22 protein-coding genes and 1 other annotated feature are annotated in these 18,340 nt (G+C 40.3%); of the genes, 2 read left to right on the top strand and 20 right to left on the bottom strand.

Going from position 1 to position 18,340, the window contains the following annotated elements; translation table 11 throughout:
* Window positions 1-12: 12 nt before the first annotated feature.
* From NQ488_06595 to NQ488_06515, 17 genes are all read right to left on the bottom strand, one after another.
* Window positions 13-1,119: an N-acetylmuramoyl-L-alanine amidase gene (locus NQ488_06595; GenBank protein ID UWN96962.1), complete on the bottom strand. Its 1,107-nt coding sequence runs from the start codon at window positions 1,117-1,119 to the stop codon at window positions 13-15.
* Between the two features lie 148 nt (window positions 1,120-1,267).
* Complete coding sequence (locus NQ488_06590) at window positions 1,268-2,296, bottom strand: 3-deoxy-7-phosphoheptulonate synthase (protein UWN96961.1); 1,029 nt, start codon at window positions 2,294-2,296, stop codon at window positions 1,268-1,270.
* 120 nt (window positions 2,297-2,416) lie between these two features.
* Window positions 2,417-2,736: a binding site (T-box leader), on the bottom strand.
* A gap of 71 nt (window positions 2,737-2,807) precedes the next feature.
* Entirely contained in the window at window positions 2,808-3,410 is a 603-nt protein-coding gene (locus NQ488_06585; GenBank protein UWN96960.1) for a hypothetical protein, read from the bottom strand.
* Window positions 3,370-4,662 carry a hypothetical protein gene (locus tag NQ488_06580; GenBank protein ID UWN96959.1) on the bottom strand — a complete coding sequence of 431 codons (1,293 nt, stop codon included), beginning with the start codon at window positions 4,660-4,662 and terminating at the stop codon, window positions 3,370-3,372. Before NQ488_06580 ends, NQ488_06585 begins: the two co-directional genes overlap by 41 nt.
* Window positions 4,663-4,820: 158 nt before the next feature.
* Window positions 4,821-4,952, bottom strand: coding sequence for a hypothetical protein (locus NQ488_06575; protein UWN96958.1), 132 nt, complete (start codon window positions 4,950-4,952; stop codon window positions 4,821-4,823).
* The gene (locus tag NQ488_06570) at window positions 4,949-5,467 is read right to left on the bottom strand and encodes an accessory gene regulator B family protein (protein ID UWN96957.1); all 519 of its coding nucleotides are present in this window, start codon (window positions 5,465-5,467) and stop codon (window positions 4,949-4,951) included. Before NQ488_06570 ends, NQ488_06575 begins: the two co-directional genes overlap by 4 nt.
* A complete protein-coding gene (locus tag NQ488_06565) occupies window positions 5,464-6,771 on the bottom strand; it encodes a GHKL domain-containing protein (GenBank protein ID UWN96956.1) in 1,308 nt (435 codons plus the stop codon). Before NQ488_06565 ends, NQ488_06570 begins: the two co-directional genes overlap by 4 nt.
* Window positions 6,772-6,904: 133 nt before the next feature.
* Complete coding sequence (locus tag NQ488_06560) at window positions 6,905-7,747, bottom strand: bifunctional 5,10-methylenetetrahydrofolate dehydrogenase/5,10-methenyltetrahydrofolate cyclohydrolase (protein ID UWN96955.1); 843 nt, start codon at window positions 7,745-7,747, stop codon at window positions 6,905-6,907.
* A 29-nt stretch (window positions 7,748-7,776) separates the two neighbouring features.
* The gene (locus tag NQ488_06555; protein UWN96954.1) at window positions 7,777-8,403 is read right to left on the bottom strand and encodes a cyclodeaminase/cyclohydrolase family protein; all 627 of its coding nucleotides are present in this window, start codon (window positions 8,401-8,403) and stop codon (window positions 7,777-7,779) included.
* A 17-nt stretch (window positions 8,404-8,420) separates the two neighbouring features.
* Window positions 8,421-9,191: a tRNA pseudouridine(38-40) synthase TruA gene (truA, locus tag NQ488_06550; GenBank protein ID UWN96953.1), complete on the bottom strand. Its 771-nt coding sequence runs from the start codon at window positions 9,189-9,191 to the stop codon at window positions 8,421-8,423.
* Complete coding sequence (gene tsaA / locus NQ488_06545; protein ID UWN96952.1) at window positions 9,184-9,912, bottom strand: tRNA (N6-threonylcarbamoyladenosine(37)-N6)-methyltransferase TrmO; 729 nt, start codon at window positions 9,910-9,912, stop codon at window positions 9,184-9,186. Before tsaA ends, truA begins: the two co-directional genes overlap by 8 nt.
* Before the next feature lie 164 nt (window positions 9,913-10,076).
* Complete coding sequence (locus NQ488_06540; GenBank protein UWN96951.1) at window positions 10,077-10,745, bottom strand: SIMPL domain-containing protein; 669 nt, start codon at window positions 10,743-10,745, stop codon at window positions 10,077-10,079.
* A 217-nt stretch (window positions 10,746-10,962) separates the two neighbouring features.
* Window positions 10,963-11,250, bottom strand: a complete 288-nt coding sequence (locus tag NQ488_06535; GenBank protein ID UWN96950.1) for a hypothetical protein — start codon at window positions 11,248-11,250, stop codon at window positions 10,963-10,965.
* Window positions 11,251-11,263: 13 nt separating this feature from the next.
* Window positions 11,264-12,334 carry a macro domain-containing protein gene (locus NQ488_06530; protein ID UWN96949.1) on the bottom strand — a complete coding sequence of 357 codons (1,071 nt, stop codon included), beginning with the start codon at window positions 12,332-12,334 and terminating at the stop codon, window positions 11,264-11,266.
* A gap of 27 nt (window positions 12,335-12,361) precedes the next feature.
* On the bottom strand, window positions 12,362-13,093 hold the full coding sequence (locus tag NQ488_06525) for a hypothetical protein (protein ID UWN96948.1): 732 nt from the start codon (window positions 13,091-13,093) through the stop codon (window positions 12,362-12,364).
* 16 nt (window positions 13,094-13,109) lie between these two features.
* Window positions 13,110-13,679, bottom strand: a complete 570-nt coding sequence (locus tag NQ488_06520; protein ID UWN96947.1) for an HNH endonuclease — start codon at window positions 13,677-13,679, stop codon at window positions 13,110-13,112.
* 23 nt (window positions 13,680-13,702) lie between these two features.
* Window positions 13,703-13,918: a helix-turn-helix transcriptional regulator gene (locus NQ488_06515; GenBank protein ID UWN96946.1), complete on the bottom strand. Its 216-nt coding sequence runs from the start codon at window positions 13,916-13,918 to the stop codon at window positions 13,703-13,705.
* 290 nt (window positions 13,919-14,208) lie between these two features.
* On the opposite strand from NQ488_06515, the gene NQ488_06510 reads away from it, so the two are divergent.
* Together NQ488_06510 and NQ488_06505 are read left to right on the top strand one after the other, a co-directional pair.
* Window positions 14,209-14,598: a hypothetical protein gene (locus NQ488_06510; GenBank protein ID UWN96945.1), complete on the top strand. Its 390-nt coding sequence runs from the start codon at window positions 14,209-14,211 to the stop codon at window positions 14,596-14,598.
* Window positions 14,598-14,810: a helix-turn-helix transcriptional regulator gene (locus NQ488_06505; protein UWN96944.1), complete on the top strand. Its 213-nt coding sequence runs from the start codon at window positions 14,598-14,600 to the stop codon at window positions 14,808-14,810. The genes NQ488_06510 and NQ488_06505 overlap by 1 nt, the downstream gene beginning before the upstream one ends.
* Before the next feature lie 31 nt (window positions 14,811-14,841).
* Here NQ488_06505 and NQ488_06500 read toward each other — a convergent pair whose 3' ends face one another.
* The 3 genes from NQ488_06500 to NQ488_06490 all read right to left on the bottom strand — a co-directional run bounded on the left by NQ488_06500 (window position 14,842) and on the right by NQ488_06490 (window position 18,339).
* Window positions 14,842-15,972: a hypothetical protein gene (locus tag NQ488_06500; protein UWN96943.1), complete on the bottom strand. Its 1,131-nt coding sequence runs from the start codon at window positions 15,970-15,972 to the stop codon at window positions 14,842-14,844.
* Window positions 15,973-15,988: 16 nt separating this feature from the next.
* On the bottom strand, window positions 15,989-16,468 hold the full coding sequence (locus NQ488_06495) for a hypothetical protein (protein UWN96942.1): 480 nt from the start codon (window positions 16,466-16,468) through the stop codon (window positions 15,989-15,991).
* Window positions 16,469-16,596: 128 nt separating this feature from the next.
* The gene (locus NQ488_06490) at window positions 16,597-18,339 is read right to left on the bottom strand and encodes an acetyl-CoA carboxylase carboxyltransferase subunit alpha (protein UWN96941.1); all 1,743 of its coding nucleotides are present in this window, start codon (window positions 18,337-18,339) and stop codon (window positions 16,597-16,599) included.
* Window position 18,340: the final 1 nt, after the last annotated feature.

The following is an 18,340-nucleotide window of genomic DNA, read 5'->3' as shown; positions in this document are numbered from 1 at the left end:
ATTTCCTGTAAATTATAATGACTTAAGATATCCTTCTATTCCGTCTGCAATTGCCTTTGCACATTCAGTCTTCTTAGTTGTCACAAGGGCATCGTCCCTGGAATTGGTTATAAATCCAAGCTCCACTATACAGCTTGTGCATCTGCTTGTATTAATCCTGTAATTACGGTTGGCATTATTGATAGTACCGCACTTAACGCCCCTGTTCTTCGTCAGCGACAGCTTGTTAAGCTCCACAAGTATCATATTGGAAAGCTGCGTAGCATCCGAAGGCCTGGTGTTGCTTATCCAGCACTCAACTCCGCCTGCCTGCGAGGCTCCGCCTTTGGATGCATCCTGATAAAAATTGCGATGTATTGATACAAGCACTCCGGCATTGGCTTCCTCAGCAATCTTAACACGTTCATCAAGAGTAAGTGTCTTATCCGAATCTCTTGTAAGGACTACTGTAAATCCGTCAGCCTCAAGCTGTGCCTTGACAAGCTTCGCCATCTCAAGCACCTGTGTCTTCTCATAGTTCTTCTTATATTCAGCACCCGAATCGCTTCCTCCGTGTCCCGGATCTATACATACGACTTTATTATTCTTATGATATCCTGCTGCGGCCGCCTGCGTCTGCGCCGTCTGCTCATCGCTTCCAAGTCCTTCCTCATATGATGGGGCAACCGCTGCTTTTGCATCGAAGTTATCCCCATGGTAATCATGGTATATCGTCCATCCGCAGTATGCAATAAAAAGCACAAGAATCAGAAGAACAAGCTTGTCCCATCTGAAATGCACCTGTTTTTTATTCTTCTTTGCTTTGCTTTTGGCTCTGTCCGTATTGCTGCGCCTATAATCCCTGTGGCTGCGCTCATATCTTGCATCACCATGTCCGTATCTGTCATCATAACCGTCTGCATATCCATCATCGTTATCCTCCCATGCAGATTCTTCCGGTGATGAGATAAGCGGCAGTACAAAATCAGCTTCATGTGCATGTCTGCCGTAATCCTTCTTAGAGTGCGCGCTATCCACAAAACCGGGTACATCTATCCTCTCACTCTTTGAACGCGGTGTTCTTTTTGAAGCACCTGATGAATGTGAAAAATCTATAACATCAATATCTTTTCTGCCCATTATATAAAACTCCAAATTCACACAAACTAAAAGATACGGTACATGTTAATAACCGTATCTTTCATGTATGCTATCTTATTGTAAATGAATTTGCAGCCAACTTCAAGCCTTAATTAACGCATTTATACGCATTTTCCGCACTTATTCATTACCAGAGCTCCGCCAGGTCATATATAAGTCTCTCAGTCTTTTCCCATCCGAGGCATGGGTCGGTTATTGACTTACCGTAACAGTGCTCATCAACCTTCTGATTACCGTCCTCAATATAGCTTTCAATCATAAGTCCCTTAACGAACTTATGAATATCAGGTGATACGTGGCAGCTGTGCATTACATCCTTACTTATTCGTATCTGTTCTTCAAACTTCTTGCCGGAATTAGAATGGTTTGTATCGATTACCACGCCCATATTGTCAAGATTTCTCTCCTGATACTCTTCATAGAGATGACGGATATCCTCATAATGGTAGTTCGGTATGCTTCTGCCGAATTTGTCCACATAACCTCTTAAGATTGCATGTGTAAGCGGATTGCCATGTGTCTTGACTTCCCAGTCTGCATATGCAAATGTATGTGAGTTCTGTGCAGCAACTATTGAATTAAGCATTACTGATATATCACCGCCTGTCGGATTCTTCATCCCCACAGGAATATTAAGACCACTTGCCGTAAGTCTGTGATTCTGATTTTCAACAGATCTCGCACCTACTGCAACATAAGATAAAATGTCTGAGAGATATCTGTGGTTCTCCGGGTAAAGCATCTCATCAGCGCATGTAAAGCCTGTCTCTTCAACAGCTCTTCTGTGCATATGACGGATTGCAATAATTCCCTTGACCATATCAGAAGCTTTCTCCGGATCAGGCTGATGAAGCATTCCCTTATAGCCCGTTCCTACAGTTCTTGGTTTATTGGTATAGATTCTCGGAATCATAAGAATCTTATCCGCAACCTTATCCTGAACATTACGAAGCCTTGATATATAATCAAGTACAGAATCCTCATGATCTGCTGAGCAAGGGCCTATTACAAGTATAAGCTTATCTGACTTTCCCTCAAATACAGCCCTGATCTCTTCGTCTCTTTCCGCCTTAATCTTCTTAGCCTTCTCACTTATAGGGAATTCCGCCTTAAGTTCCTCAGGTGATGGCAGCTTTCTTACAAATTCCATGTTCATAACTTCATATCCTCCACAATCTTATCTTTATTGAAGATTTTAGAATGCTTACGAAAACATTGCACGGTTCATCACAGATTTAAACCAATTGTCTGTGCAATAAAAAAGTCCCGTCCTTGTTCAAAGGACGAGACCAGCAATCCCGTGTTACCACCTTAATTCACATAAAACTCACGCTTCATGCCTTAGCAGGTACGATAAGCAATTAATCCTGTAATATGTCCGGATTAATTATCTGATGATACCCTGACGCCTTATTACGGTGCGTCACCCCCGTCACAGCCTACTAAAATGTATCTTAAATAATATATATCAGATATGCAGTCGTTCGGTGCGCAGCTCCAAGATGTATTCACAGCCACCGCCCCTGCAGCCTTACACCAACCGGCTGCTCTCTGTAAGTTCTTGTGTCTGCTACTCTTTCTCTTCATAGCTTTTCTAAAATATTCAACTATTGATATTTTATAATTATACGCACGTTATGTCAAGGGAAATATTGTCAAGAGCATCATCAAAATATATTCCACGTAATATCAGCATCTTCACATCTTTTGAACATTACGTTGTACAAATCCGATAATATATTTCTCAGTTTATCACTCTCAGGTATATCGCCTGTGAATGGTTTGTACCATATATTGTACCTGACACCGGCTGCTTCTGACATTATATCGGACATAATTACATCATTACGACTGTAGAATGCATTGCGCCTTCTGCGTGTGTTATACTCTTCTTCGTCTGCCGCGCTGTCGATATCCTCTGTCTCAAGAAGCATGCCATGTACTCCTTCAAGATGCTTATCCATCTCTTTTATAAATATGCTTCCCACACCATCACTTCTATATTCTTCCAACACTGCATAATAATCAAGCAGCACATAATCGTCGGCTGCTTTTGTAAACAGTGCATATGCCATAAGCGGACCTTCCTCTGATTCATCAGTACTTCTGCCGGCTTCAAACATTCCAAGCCCAATGTACATCCCGTCCTCAAGAAGTTTTTCTATTGCAGCAACCGGCTTACGCTCGTCAGCCGGGAAGTGTCTTACTGCCGGTCCCGTATATATTTCCCTAATCTGCGATGGTGCAAGCTTTTCTATTCTGTATAACATTATCTGTCTCTCCATTCTTAAGACAGACCACTACTGTACAGCGTCCGTCCCTGTGTTCAAATTCAAATGTTCCATTATATCTGTCAGCTATATTTCTGACATTCAGCATTCCATTGTTAAGTTTCAGTTCACCGTATGAGCTGTATGCCCTTATCATAATTCCGTTATCAGTATCCTTCACATCAACTCCGGCATACGGCACATCCGATGTGCCTGCAAGTTCAAGTGCATAGTCAAGCAGGTTGGATAATATTATTGTTATATCCACCTCGTTAACCATTCCCAGATTACCTGTTATATTCATCCTGAATGGTATTCCCTGCTTTCTTGCTGTCTCAGCATGCATATTAAGGATGGCATCCGCAATCCGGTTGCCGGTTGATATTATATTCACATCAGACAGCTCTACATCCAGCTCCTCCGAAAGGAACTTTTCAGCTCCTTTAATATCACCTTCATCAAGCTTAAACATAATGTATGTGAGCTTGCTTTTCATGTCATGCCTTACAATCATCGTCTGCTTATTAATCTCATGCATGTTCTCTATTATCTTCTTTTCGCTTTCATACGCCGCATTTTTGACTTCTTCCTTTATAAGATTAATGCTGGTATTGGTAAGATTAACAAACAGTGTGTAAAGTATTGCATCAACCGCTACGAGTGCCACAATTACAAAATAAACCGACACAATTGATGAACTCTTGGCGCTCATGTAGACAATATCCATAAGGAAAAGCTCTGCAACCGCTGTTATTATCATTGCAGCATTAAGCTTGAGATATACGGTATTGCTTACATATTGCGAGTCCTCAATCTTATTGCGTATAATCAGCTCCGTGCAGATTATATAGGTAACCTTTGCAAGTACAACAAGCGCAACTCGGAGCACACCAAATTCAGGATATCCGTTGGCATCATATAATATGAAGTTGCCAAACACGCCTGTCAGAAGTATGCCTGTTGTCGATAATATGATTGAATTCATGAATATCAGAAGTATCTTTTCGAGCATACGGCCTTTTAAGAATACGACCATAATAACTAAAAGTGTAACATCTACTATATACTCCTCATGCACACTAAAATAAGCCCATATATTAGACATAGTTACAACAAACATAACAGCCATTGTAAACATAAAAATTTTTAATATTTTGTAATTCTCATTTTTAAATTTAAAATATCTTATAAAAAATTGTGCAATTAAAAAAGCTTCAATAACATTAGCACATAATTCAAATATATCACTCATAAATTCTACTCTGCTTTCTATACAATAACTATAATATTATACATACACTAGACAGAATTATCAAATCTTATATTTTCTATAATGATATAGCGCATAAAATTAGCGGCAGATATTATCCTGCCGCCATCACGTTCTATAAATCATACCGTTTAAAATATTTATCTTTTCTTAGGTGATTCAGGTCTGTAGTAGCCCCTTAATGTGAAAGCCATTTCCTTATCTGTCTTCTCCGCAACAGACTTAACAGCCTTTGCTGCTTTCTTGAGTACCATGCTCTTAATGTCTCTCATACTGTTTTCTCCTTTCTTTTTATATTCGAAGCCACACATACGATGATGCACGCAAACACCATCAGCACAGCTAAGTTGCTATAATATCTCATCATCAGACATTCAGCTGTAAAATACACTGATATGAATAAGATTCTTTTATAAATTGTTTCAAGCTTATAATCAGTTATAATAAGAGCTGCCAGTCCAATCCATATATACCAGGCTCTTGCCGGAAGCAGCGTATATGCTGTAAGAACAAGAAGCATCATCGCTGCCATCATGCATTTGCAGGATATGAATGTTCTTGCATGATAGCCCTCTGTCACGCTTCTTATAATCAGAAAATTACTGTAAAACCAGATTGCTTCAATCAGTCTGCCGAAAATAATTCCCGACAGCAGAACAATCATATAATCAACGACATCGCAGAGCATGACTTCTATTCCGTATCTGTATACATCTTCTTCAGAAGAATCAACTATACCGTTTCTCACAAAATATGAAGCTGTACATTCCGCAAGCCGTCTGATCATTCATCCACCTCATCAGTTACATTGAGCACAACATCTGCGGTATAGATTCCGTCTTTATAATCAAATCCATACATTCCGTCATACTTTTCTGTAATATTCTTAACATTAAGAAGTCCGTATCCATGAATAAATCTGTCATCCTTAGTTGTTACCGGTTCTCCGTCTTCCAGTTCCGGAGCTTCACTGCACGAATTAGTTACAGTAAAATGATACCTTGTTCCGGCATATATAATCTTAAGTCCTGCCTCAGGAGACTGGCATTTGGCTGCCGCCTCAAAGGCATTATCGAGAAGGTTCGACAGAATTATCGCAGCATCGACTTCGTCAATACTGTCAAGATTGCATTCTATGTCTATGTCAAATAGTATTCCATGCTGTGCTGCATATTCAATATGCTTATTAATAATAGCATCTGCCATTCTGTTCTGTGTTGACACATAGCTGACACCTGCAAGACGGACATCAAGATTATCTTTGAGATACTTCTTTGCATCATCAACATTGCCTTCCTTGAGCTTAAGCAGTATATACATAAGCTGGTTATACAAGTCATTGCGTATCTGCATTGTACGAACATGCTGTTCATGCATCGCACCTATCTCTTTTTTCTCACTTTCATATGCTGAATTCTTAATCTGCTCCTTAATAAGCTTAATTCCGTTATTCGTAAGCTCAATAAAAAGTGCGTATATCAGCATTCCGACAGCAAGCAGCAGTATTATTATTAAATATCCTTCCCCGGCAAGCTTCATATTGTCGGAATTGGCATATATTATGTTAGCTATGAATACACTTGCAAATATCATGGCAAGCATTACTATGTTGACTTCTATATATGTCTTATCGCTTACATACTGCTTGTCCCTGACCTGATGGCGTATAATGGTTTCTGTCACTGCAACATATATACCGTCTTTGATAAGTTCTGCGGCCATACTTATTATTACGGAACCTGACAATCCAAAATGCCATTGTGTCCATGACAGCAGCACGCCATATGTCAGTATTATTGCTGTTGCAAATATCATTGCCGACATCTGCGCCACCAGAGCATGTTCAAACCTCCTGCCCTTAAGGAATAACACGGCAAGTGCATATATAATTACAGCCGCTATATATTCCTGATATATCATTCTTACGCCGGCAAGATTCATTATCTGCATACCAATGGCGTATATTAATAACATAACCGTAAACTTTATTCTGTTGTGTCTTGCATCTCTAAGTCCAAAGTATCTGAACAGAAACTGCATAACAATAAATGCTTCCAGTATGTCAGCTCCCGCTTCAAATATGTAATTCATATGTTTACTCCAGGTTCCTGTGTACTATGGTATGATTATACAATGCCACTCCATAAAATGGCAACATCCTATACATCGACAAATTTCTCACTATTTCGACAATAATTCAAATGCCTAATCTCAATACAGGCACTTAACCTCTTGCTCTTGCTGCTGCCTGCACAAGGTGCTTTGCAAGAACTGCCGTAGTAACCGCTCCGACACCTCCCGGAACAGGAGTTGCCATTGATGCAATGCCCTCAAGTGATTCATAATCAACATCTCCGCAAAGCCTGCCATTCTCGTCAACATTTATTCCAACATCGATAACAACAGCATCCTTACCGGCATATGCACTGTCAAGCATCCTGGCACGTCCTGCTGCTGCCACAAGAATCTCAGCACGGCTGCACTCTGCCTTAAGGTCTGCTGTCCTTGTATGGCATATTGTAACTGTTGCATTTTCTTTGACAAAAAGCATCGAAAGGGGCTTACCGACTACCATGCTCCGGCCGACTACCGTAACACGCTTACCCTGCATCGGAATATTGTATGCCTTGAGCACCTCGATTACAGCCTCAGCCGTACATGGAGCAAAGCCTGTGCTGTCACCTGCAAATACCTTTGCAATATTCTCAGGTGATATTCCGTCAAGATCCTTCGCCGGGTCAATCATCTTCTCAATGTCCTTCTCACAGATGTGCTTAGGCAGCGGACGCAGCATAAGAATGCCATCTATTGCTTTGTCTGCATTTATCTTTGCGAATTCCTCTTTAAACAGAGCATCACTTATATCCTCCGGAAATGTATACGACTGCACGTTAAGTCCGAATGAAGCCATCTTCTTCATTGCACCTTTTTCATAAGATATATCATCCGGCTTCTCGCCGACACGTATGATTGCAAGTGTCGGTATGTATCCGTCAAGCTCTGCAAGCCGGTTCTGTACCTGCTCCTTTATTGCTGCTGAAACTGCTGCTCCCTTTAATGCTTCCATAGTTGTACCTCTCTCCATCTAATATTTGATTATATCAACGCCTTAAGGACCTTATCGTAGATTCTGTCTGCCTGTCTGCTTCCTTCCTCAATCATCTTATTGGCGCTGTTATTGAGTTCCTCTGCTTTATTGCGGTCTTTCATTGACTTTGTGTTAATATACACATTCATTGCTGCTCCGAGAAGTGCGGCTCTTGTGCTCTGTACTGCCACTCCCACATCGCTTACAGCCATTCTGCTTCCAATATCTGCAAGTCTGTCAAGAATTGTAAGCATCTGCATTGATTTTTCCATAATCTGAAGAGGAACTGCGCTTGCCGCAAGAAGATTTGTCTCCATGACCTCAGCCTTGTATGCTTTCTGTTCCTCAGTCTCAGATGGAAGTGAATATGCTTTTGCAAGCGGTGCAAATACCTTTGCATCGTCATCTGCAAGTGCTGTAAATTCAGCCTGAAGCTTCACCATCTTCTCAAGATGTTCCTTAACCTCCGGCTCAGCCTCAGCATATTTTTTCTTACCTACAGTAAGATTGGCTACCATCTGCCCGAGTGCGTTGCCGACAGCACCGCACAGTGCAGATGCACCTCCGCCGCCCGGAACCGGCTCCTTTGATGAAAGTACGTCTAAGAAATCCTGAATCACCTGTTCTTTAATCATTGTATTACTCCTTTTTATTAATATGAATACTCAGCTTTTTTAAGGAAAAGCCCTCTTGCAGGGGCAAGCTGTCCGCTCATGCTTCTTGTGCCGCCGTTAAGCATGGCATCTATGTCTGCCGGGCTGAATCTGCCAAGTCCTGCATCAACTATCGTGCCTGCCATGATTCTTACCATGTTATACAAAAAACCGCTTCCGTGAAATTCCAGTTCAATTATTCCCGGCTCTTCACGATTCCACAGGCATGAATAATCCTTATGTATATTTATATCATATACTGTCTTTACTGTATATGGCATAAGCTTCGCATCTGTACAAAATGCTTTAAAATCATGTTCTCCAATCATCCGCTGTGCCGCCTCACACATAAGCTTCACATCAGGTATTCCGTCAGGCTTCCATGAATATCTGCGCCTGAACGGATTGGCAGGCTCTGATATCTCAATTCTGTAGACGTAGTATTTACCTGTTGCAGAATGTCTTGAATGAAAGTCAGGCGGTACTCTCTTAGTAAGATTAACCCTTATATCTTCGGGAAGCATGCTGTTAAGCTCCTCTGTAAAGTGCATCTCATCAAGCCTCTGTCTGCATCTGAAATTAGCCGTCTGCGCCAGTGCATGTACTCCCGCATCTGTCCGCCCCGAACCGATAAGCTTTGTCTTCTCACCGGTGCTCTTTATTATTGCATCCGTGAGTATCTGTTCAATTGTATTGTCTGTGTCATTAAGTCTCTGCCAGCCATTATATCTGCTGCCGTCATACTGTATCGTCAGTCTGTAATTATTCAAGTTTTACCACCTCACATACCGTAAGTACGCCTTCCCTAACGTGGAATCTTATGTCATATCCGCCATATTCCATTCCATAGCGCCTTGTCTCATCGTTCTGGTACTGCGGTCTCGGATCCTGCTTAAGAAGCTCCGTGACAGCCTGTCTCAGCCTTACCGGCAGCAGTTCCATAAGTTCATCCGGGAATACCACTTCAAGGCTGTAGCCGCTTACTCTGTCCGCAAATCCGCATACAGCATCCGGATGGCTGTCCGTATAGGTAATATACGGCTTTATATCATATATCGGTGTTCCGTCAAGAAGGTCAGCACCCTGAACACGCAGGACAGGTCCGTATCTTTTATCAGTCTCAATTTCCAGCAGCTTTACACTCGATAATCCTATCGGGCTTGGCCTTACCGGTGACCTCGTTGCAAACACTCCCATCCGCTTATTGCCGCCAAGTCTTGGCGGATGAACCATCGGAGACCATGTGCTGTTATTATCTGCGCCGTTACCTGCGGGCAGCTTCGAGAATTTCCACAGCAGCCAGATATATGAATACTCCTCAAGTCCTCTGAATGCATTGATATCCCTGTACTCAGGTTCAAATACTATAACCGACTCCGCGCTTGTAAGTCCGCTCTGTCTGGGTATACCGAATTTGGCTGTAAAATCATTGTGTATGTGTGCTATTGTTCTAATCATAATATCCCGATATGCCTTTATCTCCCCTGCCATAAGGCTTATCACCGTATGCAGAAGATTAATGAAGTTTATTTATATCATTTTATTATAAGTTTCTTCCTTCATTTGGGCAATACATTTCTTAACCGCATCCGGAGGTTTCTTATACAACGATTCCGTATACACAAATCGCCATGTAATGATAGAAATTATCTAATCTAAAATATTGTCCAGACTACAGTTACTGTATCTGTAACATCTATGTCGTCTGCCTCAATATCTATATCATATGTCCCCGGTGCACTCATTTCACATTCAGTGCACTCCATTAATTTCATTTCATTCAATGGCTTTGTTGCAAAATCTATCTCTCCCCAGGAATAATCAATTGTTTGTATTTCACCCATTTTCACATTTGCTGCTGTTGTAAGTACCTGTGCCTTTTGGATGGAATCCTCAATCGCTTTATGTAACAGTTCATTCTTACATTTTTCTACATCAGCTACAGTATATTCAATAGAAAATTCCGGTTTTAATGAACTATGTGCCAAAGCATACAGCACCTGCCCCAGCTTTTTGTTGTCAGCTGCAAACTCAATTTTCATATGGTGCTTATACTTATACCCCTCAAATCTACGCTTCCAGCTCTTATACATGTCCTGATAGCTTTCATATTCTGTATCAACATTAAAATATACTGTTTTAAGGTCTCTTCTCTGAAATCCAAGTTCTTCAAATAAATCCTTGAGCAGTTCTGTATCTTCTGCTGACCTGCGAAGAGTATCTTCATATTCTTTGCAAAGCTCTTCCTTGTTTACATATAACCGGATCATATCCGGCTTTACTGCTATTTTTCCTTTTCCCGTAACTTTAATTGCTCTCATCATCCCTGCTCTTCCTTCCTGTCAAGTACATGATCAAATTCATCAAGAACATCCGGCATTAATGCCTCCAATCCCCGGATTACTCCGGCACCTCTCTTTCTTTGTTACAATATGAGTATAATTGAAGGACATCTTCATATGGTCGCTGTTTGGGCGACACTTTTAAGATAAAAAACAAACGCCGATACTATGTGAGTACCGACGTAAAAATTTGAACAAATCAATATTTACTTGTAAACTCTTCATAGAAAATATATTCTTCATCCGCTGTTGTATCCTTATCTATGAATTCCTGCAAGTCATTTTTCATATTATCAAATACTTCCTGACTATGACTTTTATCACAAAAAGCCGTATGCACCATACATCCATATACACCACATGTAATTGCATCATATCTTTCGCATCTTTCCAAGGTTATCCTACACGATTCTTTATATTCCTCATCTGCAATAATCGTGCCACCCTCACTGCCAATAGAATTCGGTTTATATATGTCATCCCACATATCAATCTTGCTCCTATACTCCAAGAATTTCATTCGTATACTTAAATAATGTCACATTCAGCTGCATAATATCATACTGCTTATCTATTATAGCCTTCTGCACGATCAGATCTACCTTACTGCTTGGGCTGAATGCCCAGTCTGCTCTGGCAAGTAAATCTTTTGACTGTTCCAGATCAAGCTGCAGTGCAATACAAAGTGCCATTACCGTCTTCTTCTTTGGATGATAATTCCGGTCACACTGAATCTTTGAAAAATGTTTTCTATCAAGGTTTGCCCGTTTCCACACATCCTTATTATCAATATGTGCTTCGTCGATTAGCTCAAATAATTTGTCATGAAATGAAACGCCAATATTTGCAAGCTGGTCTTCCAAAGAAGTGTCTGCTGACAGCATAGCAGGCTGCGGCAGCCCTGCATCTGTATCTTCCTCAAATGGACCGTTATCATCTGCCTCTCTTTGAAGCATCTCCTCATAGAACACTTCATCTGACAATTCTCTCATGCGGGCGCTGCTTCTTCTTTGCACAGGATACTCTTTTTTATAACTTTCCCTGACATAATTAGCACATATGTAAGAATCAATATCACCTACAATCTGAGCCGATAGCTGAAAAGACCTTTTATCAAACACTACAAGTATGATTTCAATTTCATTTTCTGTAAGAAACTGGCTGAATACTGACACAGCAATCTGTAATGCCTTATCCTTCGGAAATCCATATACTCCTGTCGAAATTAATGGAAATGCAATGCTCTCGCACTTAAGTTCCAATGCTTTTTGCAATGATTTACGATAGCAATCCTCCAGAATTTCGAATTCATGGTGAAGTCCATCTGTCCATACCGGTCCTACTGTATGAATAATATATTTTGCATTTAGGTTATATGCACCGGTAACAGCAATATCACCTCTTGCAATTTTGCCGATGTTCGCTCTTTCTGCGAGAAGCTTTTCTTTGCCTGCTGCCTCATATATTGCTAAGTCCGTGCCACTTGCACATATCGGATTTGGATTGGCAGTATTCACGATTGCATCTGCTTTTACCTTTGTTATATCGTTGCGGACAATCTTAAATGGCATTGTGGCACCTCCTTATCCATGCCTGTATTACTTTAATATCTTTCTTATCTGGTTATCCGTTGCCTCCGGATACATCTCATGCATATAATCTACAATCTGCTTCCATGAATCCTGCGGATTATCCTTATAACAGGAAGTCACATAATCGTATCCATAGATATGCTCAATAGATGAATACACTGCAACATCCCATCCATATTCAATGCCTCTCTTATTCACTCTCTTCTTAAAATCACAGTTGCACAGATAGGTCTGCATCATAAGATTCGTTATTGCACCATCAAATCCCTTTTCTCCATCCTTACCAAATCCAGCCTGTTTTTTCAATTCATTGGAATAAATCTCTGAATCAGCATTGTTTTCCATAAAATTGGCCATTATCTTTTTATGCTTATTAGGTGCTTTCCCATCATCATATAATGCATCAAAATCATATCCATCCCGGCGATAATTAGCAAATACAGGAAGCCACTTTTTTGATATAAATCCTGCCTTCTTATCAAAGAACTTTCCATAGACGATATCATGCCGCCTTGCTATAATAGCCCGCCACATCCATGGATCAATCTCCGGATCATCACTCCACCAGTACTCTGGAACAGTTCTTTCTTCAAGTGAAAAACCATCTATGTCATTCTTAAATAATGGTAAAAAGCCAAGTTCATTTATATACTTGATTGCTTCATCTACAGAATGGATGCAATCCGGGTTGTCCCACTTCATGCCATGCATAATCCATTCACCTGATTCGTTTCCCATAATACACACGTCACCTCTATTTGCTTGCAACAGCAACCGACAATCGGTACCATCGTTTAATATAAGAATCACTTAACAATTTCTTGTCTGCTTCCACCAATTTAGTAAACAGTCCTGTTAATCCATCATATTTATCAAAATCACCGGCATCATACAGTTTCCAATTAAGTTGTTCTAATGTCCAGTTACTCTTAATTGAATTGTGCAGCATAGACGTTGTCGCCCAGTTATCCATAGAATCAGCCCCACCTAATGCTACAGGATATATGTGATCTACAGTTGGTACAAACTCCCAGTAAGCATTATGACATTCTTCCATTTTCCAATGCGCATGATATGGAAATGTCTCAGGCATGTAATAAGATAGTACCTTTAATATTCCTGGATTCACAAGTTTCTGTCCACTATATCTGTCAATAAATCCATCACGTACAAATTGAGCCATCTTCTCTTTATCTGTATAATTACGCCCTTGTGCAGTCATCTTATGAAATGGATATCCTGTTTCTATCGCTATTCTGGCTTCTGCAACATTATGTTGCAGAAGCCTATTTGCTGCCTGCTCAATAACATCTATTTTCTCCATAGCAATTCCTCAACTAAGGTAATTTACTTTTCTTTGTCATCCGGTACATAGTCAATCAAATCTCCAAAGTTACAATCCAACTCTTGGCAGATTTTTTCCAGTACTGATAGTTTCACCGACTCGCAGTTTGTCATCTTTGCCATTGTACTGGAACTAAGACCAGTCCTGGCACACAAATCTCCTTTTTTCATTCCATGGTCGATTAACTGTTTCCATAATCCGTTATAACTAATTGCCATCCTCTTTTCCTCCGTATAATGTGCAATCACTATTAGGATTATTTTACCACAAGCAAACTGCTTGTACAATTTGCATTTGCGAATATTACATATCTTTTTTCAAATATTGAATATCTTTTTAAATTTATTTATAAATCCTTTTTTTCAGTATAATTCTATTATACTATGTGCTCCATAAAAAGGATATCTAAGTGATGTGATTTATTTCGCACATTTTTCTTTACATTTTACTATTAATGTGATATATTTGCAACATATGTTAGAAATATACCACATTGGAGGCTAATATTATGGATAAAGAAAAAGAGACTTTGTCAGTAACTCAAAAATATACAATCCGCTATATAATCAATGGCTGTCTATGGCTTCTATACTCAATTTCAAACTTGGTTCCTTTTAAACCAATTAGAATAATAGGAGCTGTACTTTTATTTGTAAGTGCAATCTGCTCTTTTTACACCCTATTAGTCAGACAGGAATCCGATGATGAAATGAGTATACAGCATATCTGGGCAGCTAAAAGTATGAGCCTTGAGATACTGCTTTGTTCTATGATGACAGTAGGAATTATATCTGGCTTTATTTCATTTCCTTTTTACAAAGCATACGGATTTTTCGTTGCTGCATCACAGATACTTCCCGGATTGCTCTTTCTGAAGTATGAAAAGGAGGGCTGCTAATGCCAATACTAAAAACCCGACTTCATGAACTTCGCAAAGAACGCAATATGCAGCAAGCCGAACTCGCCAAACTTGTAGGCGTCCGGCGTGAAACTATTGGTAATCTCGAAAATGGCAGATACAATCCTTCCTTAAAACTTGCTATGGATATTGCCAAAGTCTTTGATACTACAGTAGAAGACATCTTTACTTTTGAAGACGATGATGAATAAAAAATAGAGGACCACTTGTGTCCTCTATAACTCATATCGTGCTATAATACAGTTTTCCCTCTTTTGCTATAAGCCTTACATCTTCGTTGTACAGGTCTCTCATATCCAAAGTTCTATCATTAATTTGAATGTTTCTTTGCACTCGGATATTTGTAACCGCTTCTTTTCCTATATTCCTATATTTCCATTTTTCACTAATCAGCTCTAGTGGCTTATGTATTGCTGCATCTATTCCCTGTCTTTCCATACGTGCCTGATCGACATCTATTTTAAACTTCTTTTTATGAAATTCGTGCCATTTTCTTAGCTTATCAATTAAGTTATTTTCCATAGCATACATATCAGAATAAGCGGCATAGCATTGTTTCTTTGATATGGCTCCTAAATGTAATGTATAGTTCAAATCTGCAATCATGTATAGCACTTCTGTTAATGCTCCTTGATACTTTTGCCAAATAGCCACTTCGCTCATCAACTTATCATATTTTTCAAAAGACTCTCCCTCTTTACTGCTTAACTCTGAAATAGTTACATTTGCCTGATTAAGTAAATCCATGCATGTTGTCTCCAATCCTTGAAGTCTTTGGATTTCTTCATTCCGTAAATTATTATCTTCAAGTATCTCCGTCTGAAACTCAGATGCTCTTTTTACCTGCGTCATAAGGGTTAGTACTTTGCCTTTGTACTCTGCCATCTGAAAATTCGCTAATTTAGAGATATTACTATTCATATCTGCTAATTCATCATTGATTTGTTTCATATAATATTGTCCCACTACAAGAGCTGCCGCTCCCATAGCAGCATTAGCAATATTTGCTGCTGCAATTTTATTTACAGTACTATCAGCATTCATCCAATTTGCTTGCCCTGCAATTTCTTTTTTATTTCTAAAGAAACCTCTTACAGCACCTTCCATATCCTTAGAATTTACCAATTTTGCTCCTGCCGGTAGTATTGCCTGATATACACCTTGATTTGCCAATTGCATTCCTTCTGCTACTGCACCTACATTTACTCCTGCCTGTGCCAACTGTGGAACAGCACTTATAATTCTGTTGATTACTTTATCATCTTCTATTTCAACAAGTGCCAGTCCATTGTCTTCAAATATATCCGGCAATTGCTCTACTTGCACTTGTAACTCATTCTTTTTTCCAAACATTTTATTACATCATCTCCTAAAATAGTGTTGGATCTGCTCCAAACCATGTCTGTACATCATTTTCTGCCGTTACATTCTCAATCCAAGCCACCCCAAACACATACCTTGTTGTCTTCGTTTCTTCCAAAATCAGATACGAAACGCCATCTTCCATATAATCATTATCATAATCATACACATCTGATGCACGTGTTCCATCAGGATAATATCCAGCATCACCTTCCATACCTATCGACAATTTAGTATTATCTCTGTAAAATGACTTCATCTCCAATCGTTCACCTGATTCTATTCCGTCTTCTTTGGATGAAATATAATCCTTGATTTTGCAAGAAATAACATGGAATTTACCATCTGGGATAAAATTAACTTCTATACTATATCTGCCATCTACATCAGGACATAGTTTATCTGATGTGCTAATATTCCTTTCGACATATTCTATTTTTTTATTATCTATGTATATTTCTATATCTCCCAATGGTGTAGTCAGCATGATTAATCCTCCAATCTTTTTTATTATAACATCTATAATATTTATCCGCACCTAAAAAAAGGACGCAGGATTTCTCCCACGTCCGCTCAATTTACAATTTCCGTAATACTCCAATTCCTCTTGAAGTTTTACATCTCCCTAAACCTCTTGCCCCTCTGAGCTACTATCTCATCCTGCGTCATTCCGCAATACTTTATCATAAAATCCGTTATACAGTATTTCATGTAGCATGTAATCTGCCTGAGATTCTTCTGAGTTGCTGCCGGGAATTCCGGAAGTATGCGCTCTATTATGCCGAGCTTTTTTAAGTCAGCGGCGGTTATCTTCATTGCCTCTGCCGCCTCAGGAGCTTTCTTGGCATCTTTCCAGAGGATTGATGCAAAGCCCTCCGGTGAAAGCACGGAATACACTGCATTTTCAAGCATCCATACCTCGTTGCCTACAGCCATTGCAAGTGCGCCGCCGCTTCCGCCTTCGCCTATGACAATCGAAAGAACCGGGACTTTGAGTGCCGACATTTCAAACAGGTTACGGGCAATTGCTTCGCCCTGTCCCCGCTCTTCCGCCTCAATTCCGCAGTATGCACCCGGCGTATCAACAAAGCAGATTACGGGGCGTCCGAACTTCTCTGCCTGCTTCATAAGACGCAGAGCTTTTCTGTAACCTTCCGGATATGGCATGCCGAAGTTATGCTTCATATTCTCCTTGGTATTGCGCCCCTTCTGCTGTCCGATAACTGTCACCGGCATTTTGCCAAACATTGCAATGCCGCCTACTATAGCCTGATCGTCCCTGTAGGTTCTGTCACCGTGCAGCTCATAGAAGCCTTTTGTAACATTTTCAATGTAATCGAGTGCTGTCGGACGTTTCTTGTCTCTTGCAGTCTGTACGCGTGTCCACGCACTCTTAAGCGGCAGCTCATTGTCTGAATTTTCCGCATTCATTGTATTCTTTGTATTTTTCGTATAAATATTTTTAAGGTATTCCTTGTATTCCGGCATATGTGTATCATCCGGCATGTCGTGCATTGCAAGAATATGTGCAAGAGTTTCCTTCATATCTTTCCTACGCACGATATTGTCAATCAGTCCGTGTTCAAGCAGGAATTCCGCACGCTGAAAGCCTTCCGGTAACTCCTGTCTTATCGTCTGCCTTATGACACGCGGGCCGGCAAAGCCTACAAGTGCTCCCGGCTCTGCAAGTATTATATCTCCCAGCATTGCAAAGCTTGCTGTCACACCACCTGTTGTCGGGTCCGTAAGCACCGTTATATACAGAAGCCCTGCCTCATCATGCTGCTTGAGCGCTGCGGAGGTCTTTGCCATCTGCATAAGTGACACAATTCCCTCCTGCATTCTTGCTCCGCCCGAGCAGGTGAATATAATAATCGGAAGCCTGAGTCTTGTGGCTTTTTCTGCTGCGCGTGTTATCTTCTCACCGACATTCTCGCCCATGCTCCCCATAAGAAAATGTGAATCACATACACATATAACACACTCATGTCCGCTAATAAGGCATCTGCCTGTAACTACTGCTTCATCAAGTCCCGTTGATTTCCTTACCGAACTTATCTTATCAGGATATCCTTCATATTGCAGCGGGTCAGATACCGGCATGTTTTTATCCCACTCCTCAAAACTTCCCTCGTCAGCAATCATGGCTATGCGATCTGATGCTTTCATTCTCATATGGTGCCCGCATTTTGGACATACCATCATATTATTTTCAAGCTCATCTGTAAATACAGAGCCTGCGCATTCAGGGCACTGCGTAAAAAGTCCGTCCGGGATATTGGGCATATCCTTACCGTCACGGTCTGCACCGTCAATCGGAATATAATTTGTCTTTTTAAAAACGCCTTTTAAAAGCATG

It is taken from the genome of [Bacteroides] pectinophilus (assembly GCA_025146925.1).
Classification (GTDB): Bacteria; Bacillota; Clostridia; order Lachnospirales; family Lachnospiraceae; genus Bacteroides_F; species Bacteroides_F pectinophilus.
The sequence above is the reverse complement of the archived record's forward strand: the minus strand, read 5'-3'. Positions and strand labels throughout refer to the sequence as shown.

Excerpts from the sequence above, each read along its gene's own strand:
- NQ488_06595 (UWN96962.1), bottom strand. The coding sequence starts at position 1,119 with ATGGGCAGAAAAGATATTGATGTTATAGATTTTTCACATTCATCAGGT.
- NQ488_06590 (UWN96961.1), bottom strand. The coding sequence starts at position 2,296 with ATGAACATGGAATTTGTAAGAAAGCTGCCATCACCTGAGGAACTTAAG.
- NQ488_06585 (UWN96960.1), bottom strand. The coding sequence starts at position 3,410 with ATGTTATACAGAATAGAAAAGCTTGCACCATCGCAGATTAGGGAAATA.
- NQ488_06580 (UWN96959.1), bottom strand. The coding sequence starts at position 4,662 with ATGAGTGATATATTTGAATTATGTGCTAATGTTATTGAAGCTTTTTTA.
- NQ488_06575 (UWN96958.1), bottom strand. The coding sequence starts at position 4,952 with ATGAGAGACATTAAGAGCATGGTACTCAAGAAAGCAGCAAAGGCTGTT.
- NQ488_06570 (UWN96957.1), bottom strand. The coding sequence starts at position 5,467 with ATGATCAGACGGCTTGCGGAATGTACAGCTTCATATTTTGTGAGAAAC.
- NQ488_06565 (UWN96956.1), bottom strand. The coding sequence starts at position 6,771 with ATGAATTACATATTTGAAGCGGGAGCTGACATACTGGAAGCATTTATT.
- NQ488_06560 (UWN96955.1), bottom strand. The coding sequence starts at position 7,747 with ATGGAAGCATTAAAGGGAGCAGCAGTTTCAGCAGCAATAAAGGAGCAG.
- NQ488_06555 (UWN96954.1), bottom strand. The coding sequence starts at position 8,403 with ATGATTAAAGAACAGGTGATTCAGGATTTCTTAGACGTACTTTCATCA.
- tsaA (UWN96952.1), bottom strand. The coding sequence starts at position 9,912 with ATGGCAGGGGAGATAAAGGCATATCGGGATATTATGATTAGAACAATA.
- NQ488_06540 (UWN96951.1), bottom strand. The coding sequence starts at position 10,745 with ATGATGAGAGCAATTAAAGTTACGGGAAAAGGAAAAATAGCAGTAAAG.
- NQ488_06535 (UWN96950.1), bottom strand. The coding sequence starts at position 11,250 with ATGTGGGATGACATATATAAACCGAATTCTATTGGCAGTGAGGGTGGC.
- NQ488_06530 (UWN96949.1), bottom strand. The coding sequence starts at position 12,334 with ATGCCATTTAAGATTGTCCGCAACGATATAACAAAGGTAAAAGCAGAT.
- NQ488_06525 (UWN96948.1), bottom strand. The coding sequence starts at position 13,093 with ATGGGAAACGAATCAGGTGAATGGATTATGCATGGCATGAAGTGGGAC.
- NQ488_06520 (UWN96947.1), bottom strand. The coding sequence starts at position 13,679 with ATGGAGAAAATAGATGTTATTGAGCAGGCAGCAAATAGGCTTCTGCAA.
- NQ488_06515 (UWN96946.1), bottom strand. The coding sequence starts at position 13,918 with ATGGCAATTAGTTATAACGGATTATGGAAACAGTTAATCGACCATGGA.
- NQ488_06510 (UWN96945.1), top strand. The coding sequence starts at position 14,209 with ATGGATAAAGAAAAAGAGACTTTGTCAGTAACTCAAAAATATACAATC.
- NQ488_06505 (UWN96944.1), top strand. The coding sequence starts at position 14,598 with ATGCCAATACTAAAAACCCGACTTCATGAACTTCGCAAAGAACGCAAT.
- NQ488_06500 (UWN96943.1), bottom strand. The coding sequence starts at position 15,972 with ATGTTTGGAAAAAAGAATGAGTTACAAGTGCAAGTAGAGCAATTGCCG.
- NQ488_06495 (UWN96942.1), bottom strand. The coding sequence starts at position 16,468 with ATGCTGACTACACCATTGGGAGATATAGAAATATACATAGATAATAAA.
- NQ488_06490 (UWN96941.1), bottom strand. The coding sequence starts at position 18,339 with ATGCTTTTAAAAGGCGTTTTTAAAAAGACAAATTATATTCCGATTGAC.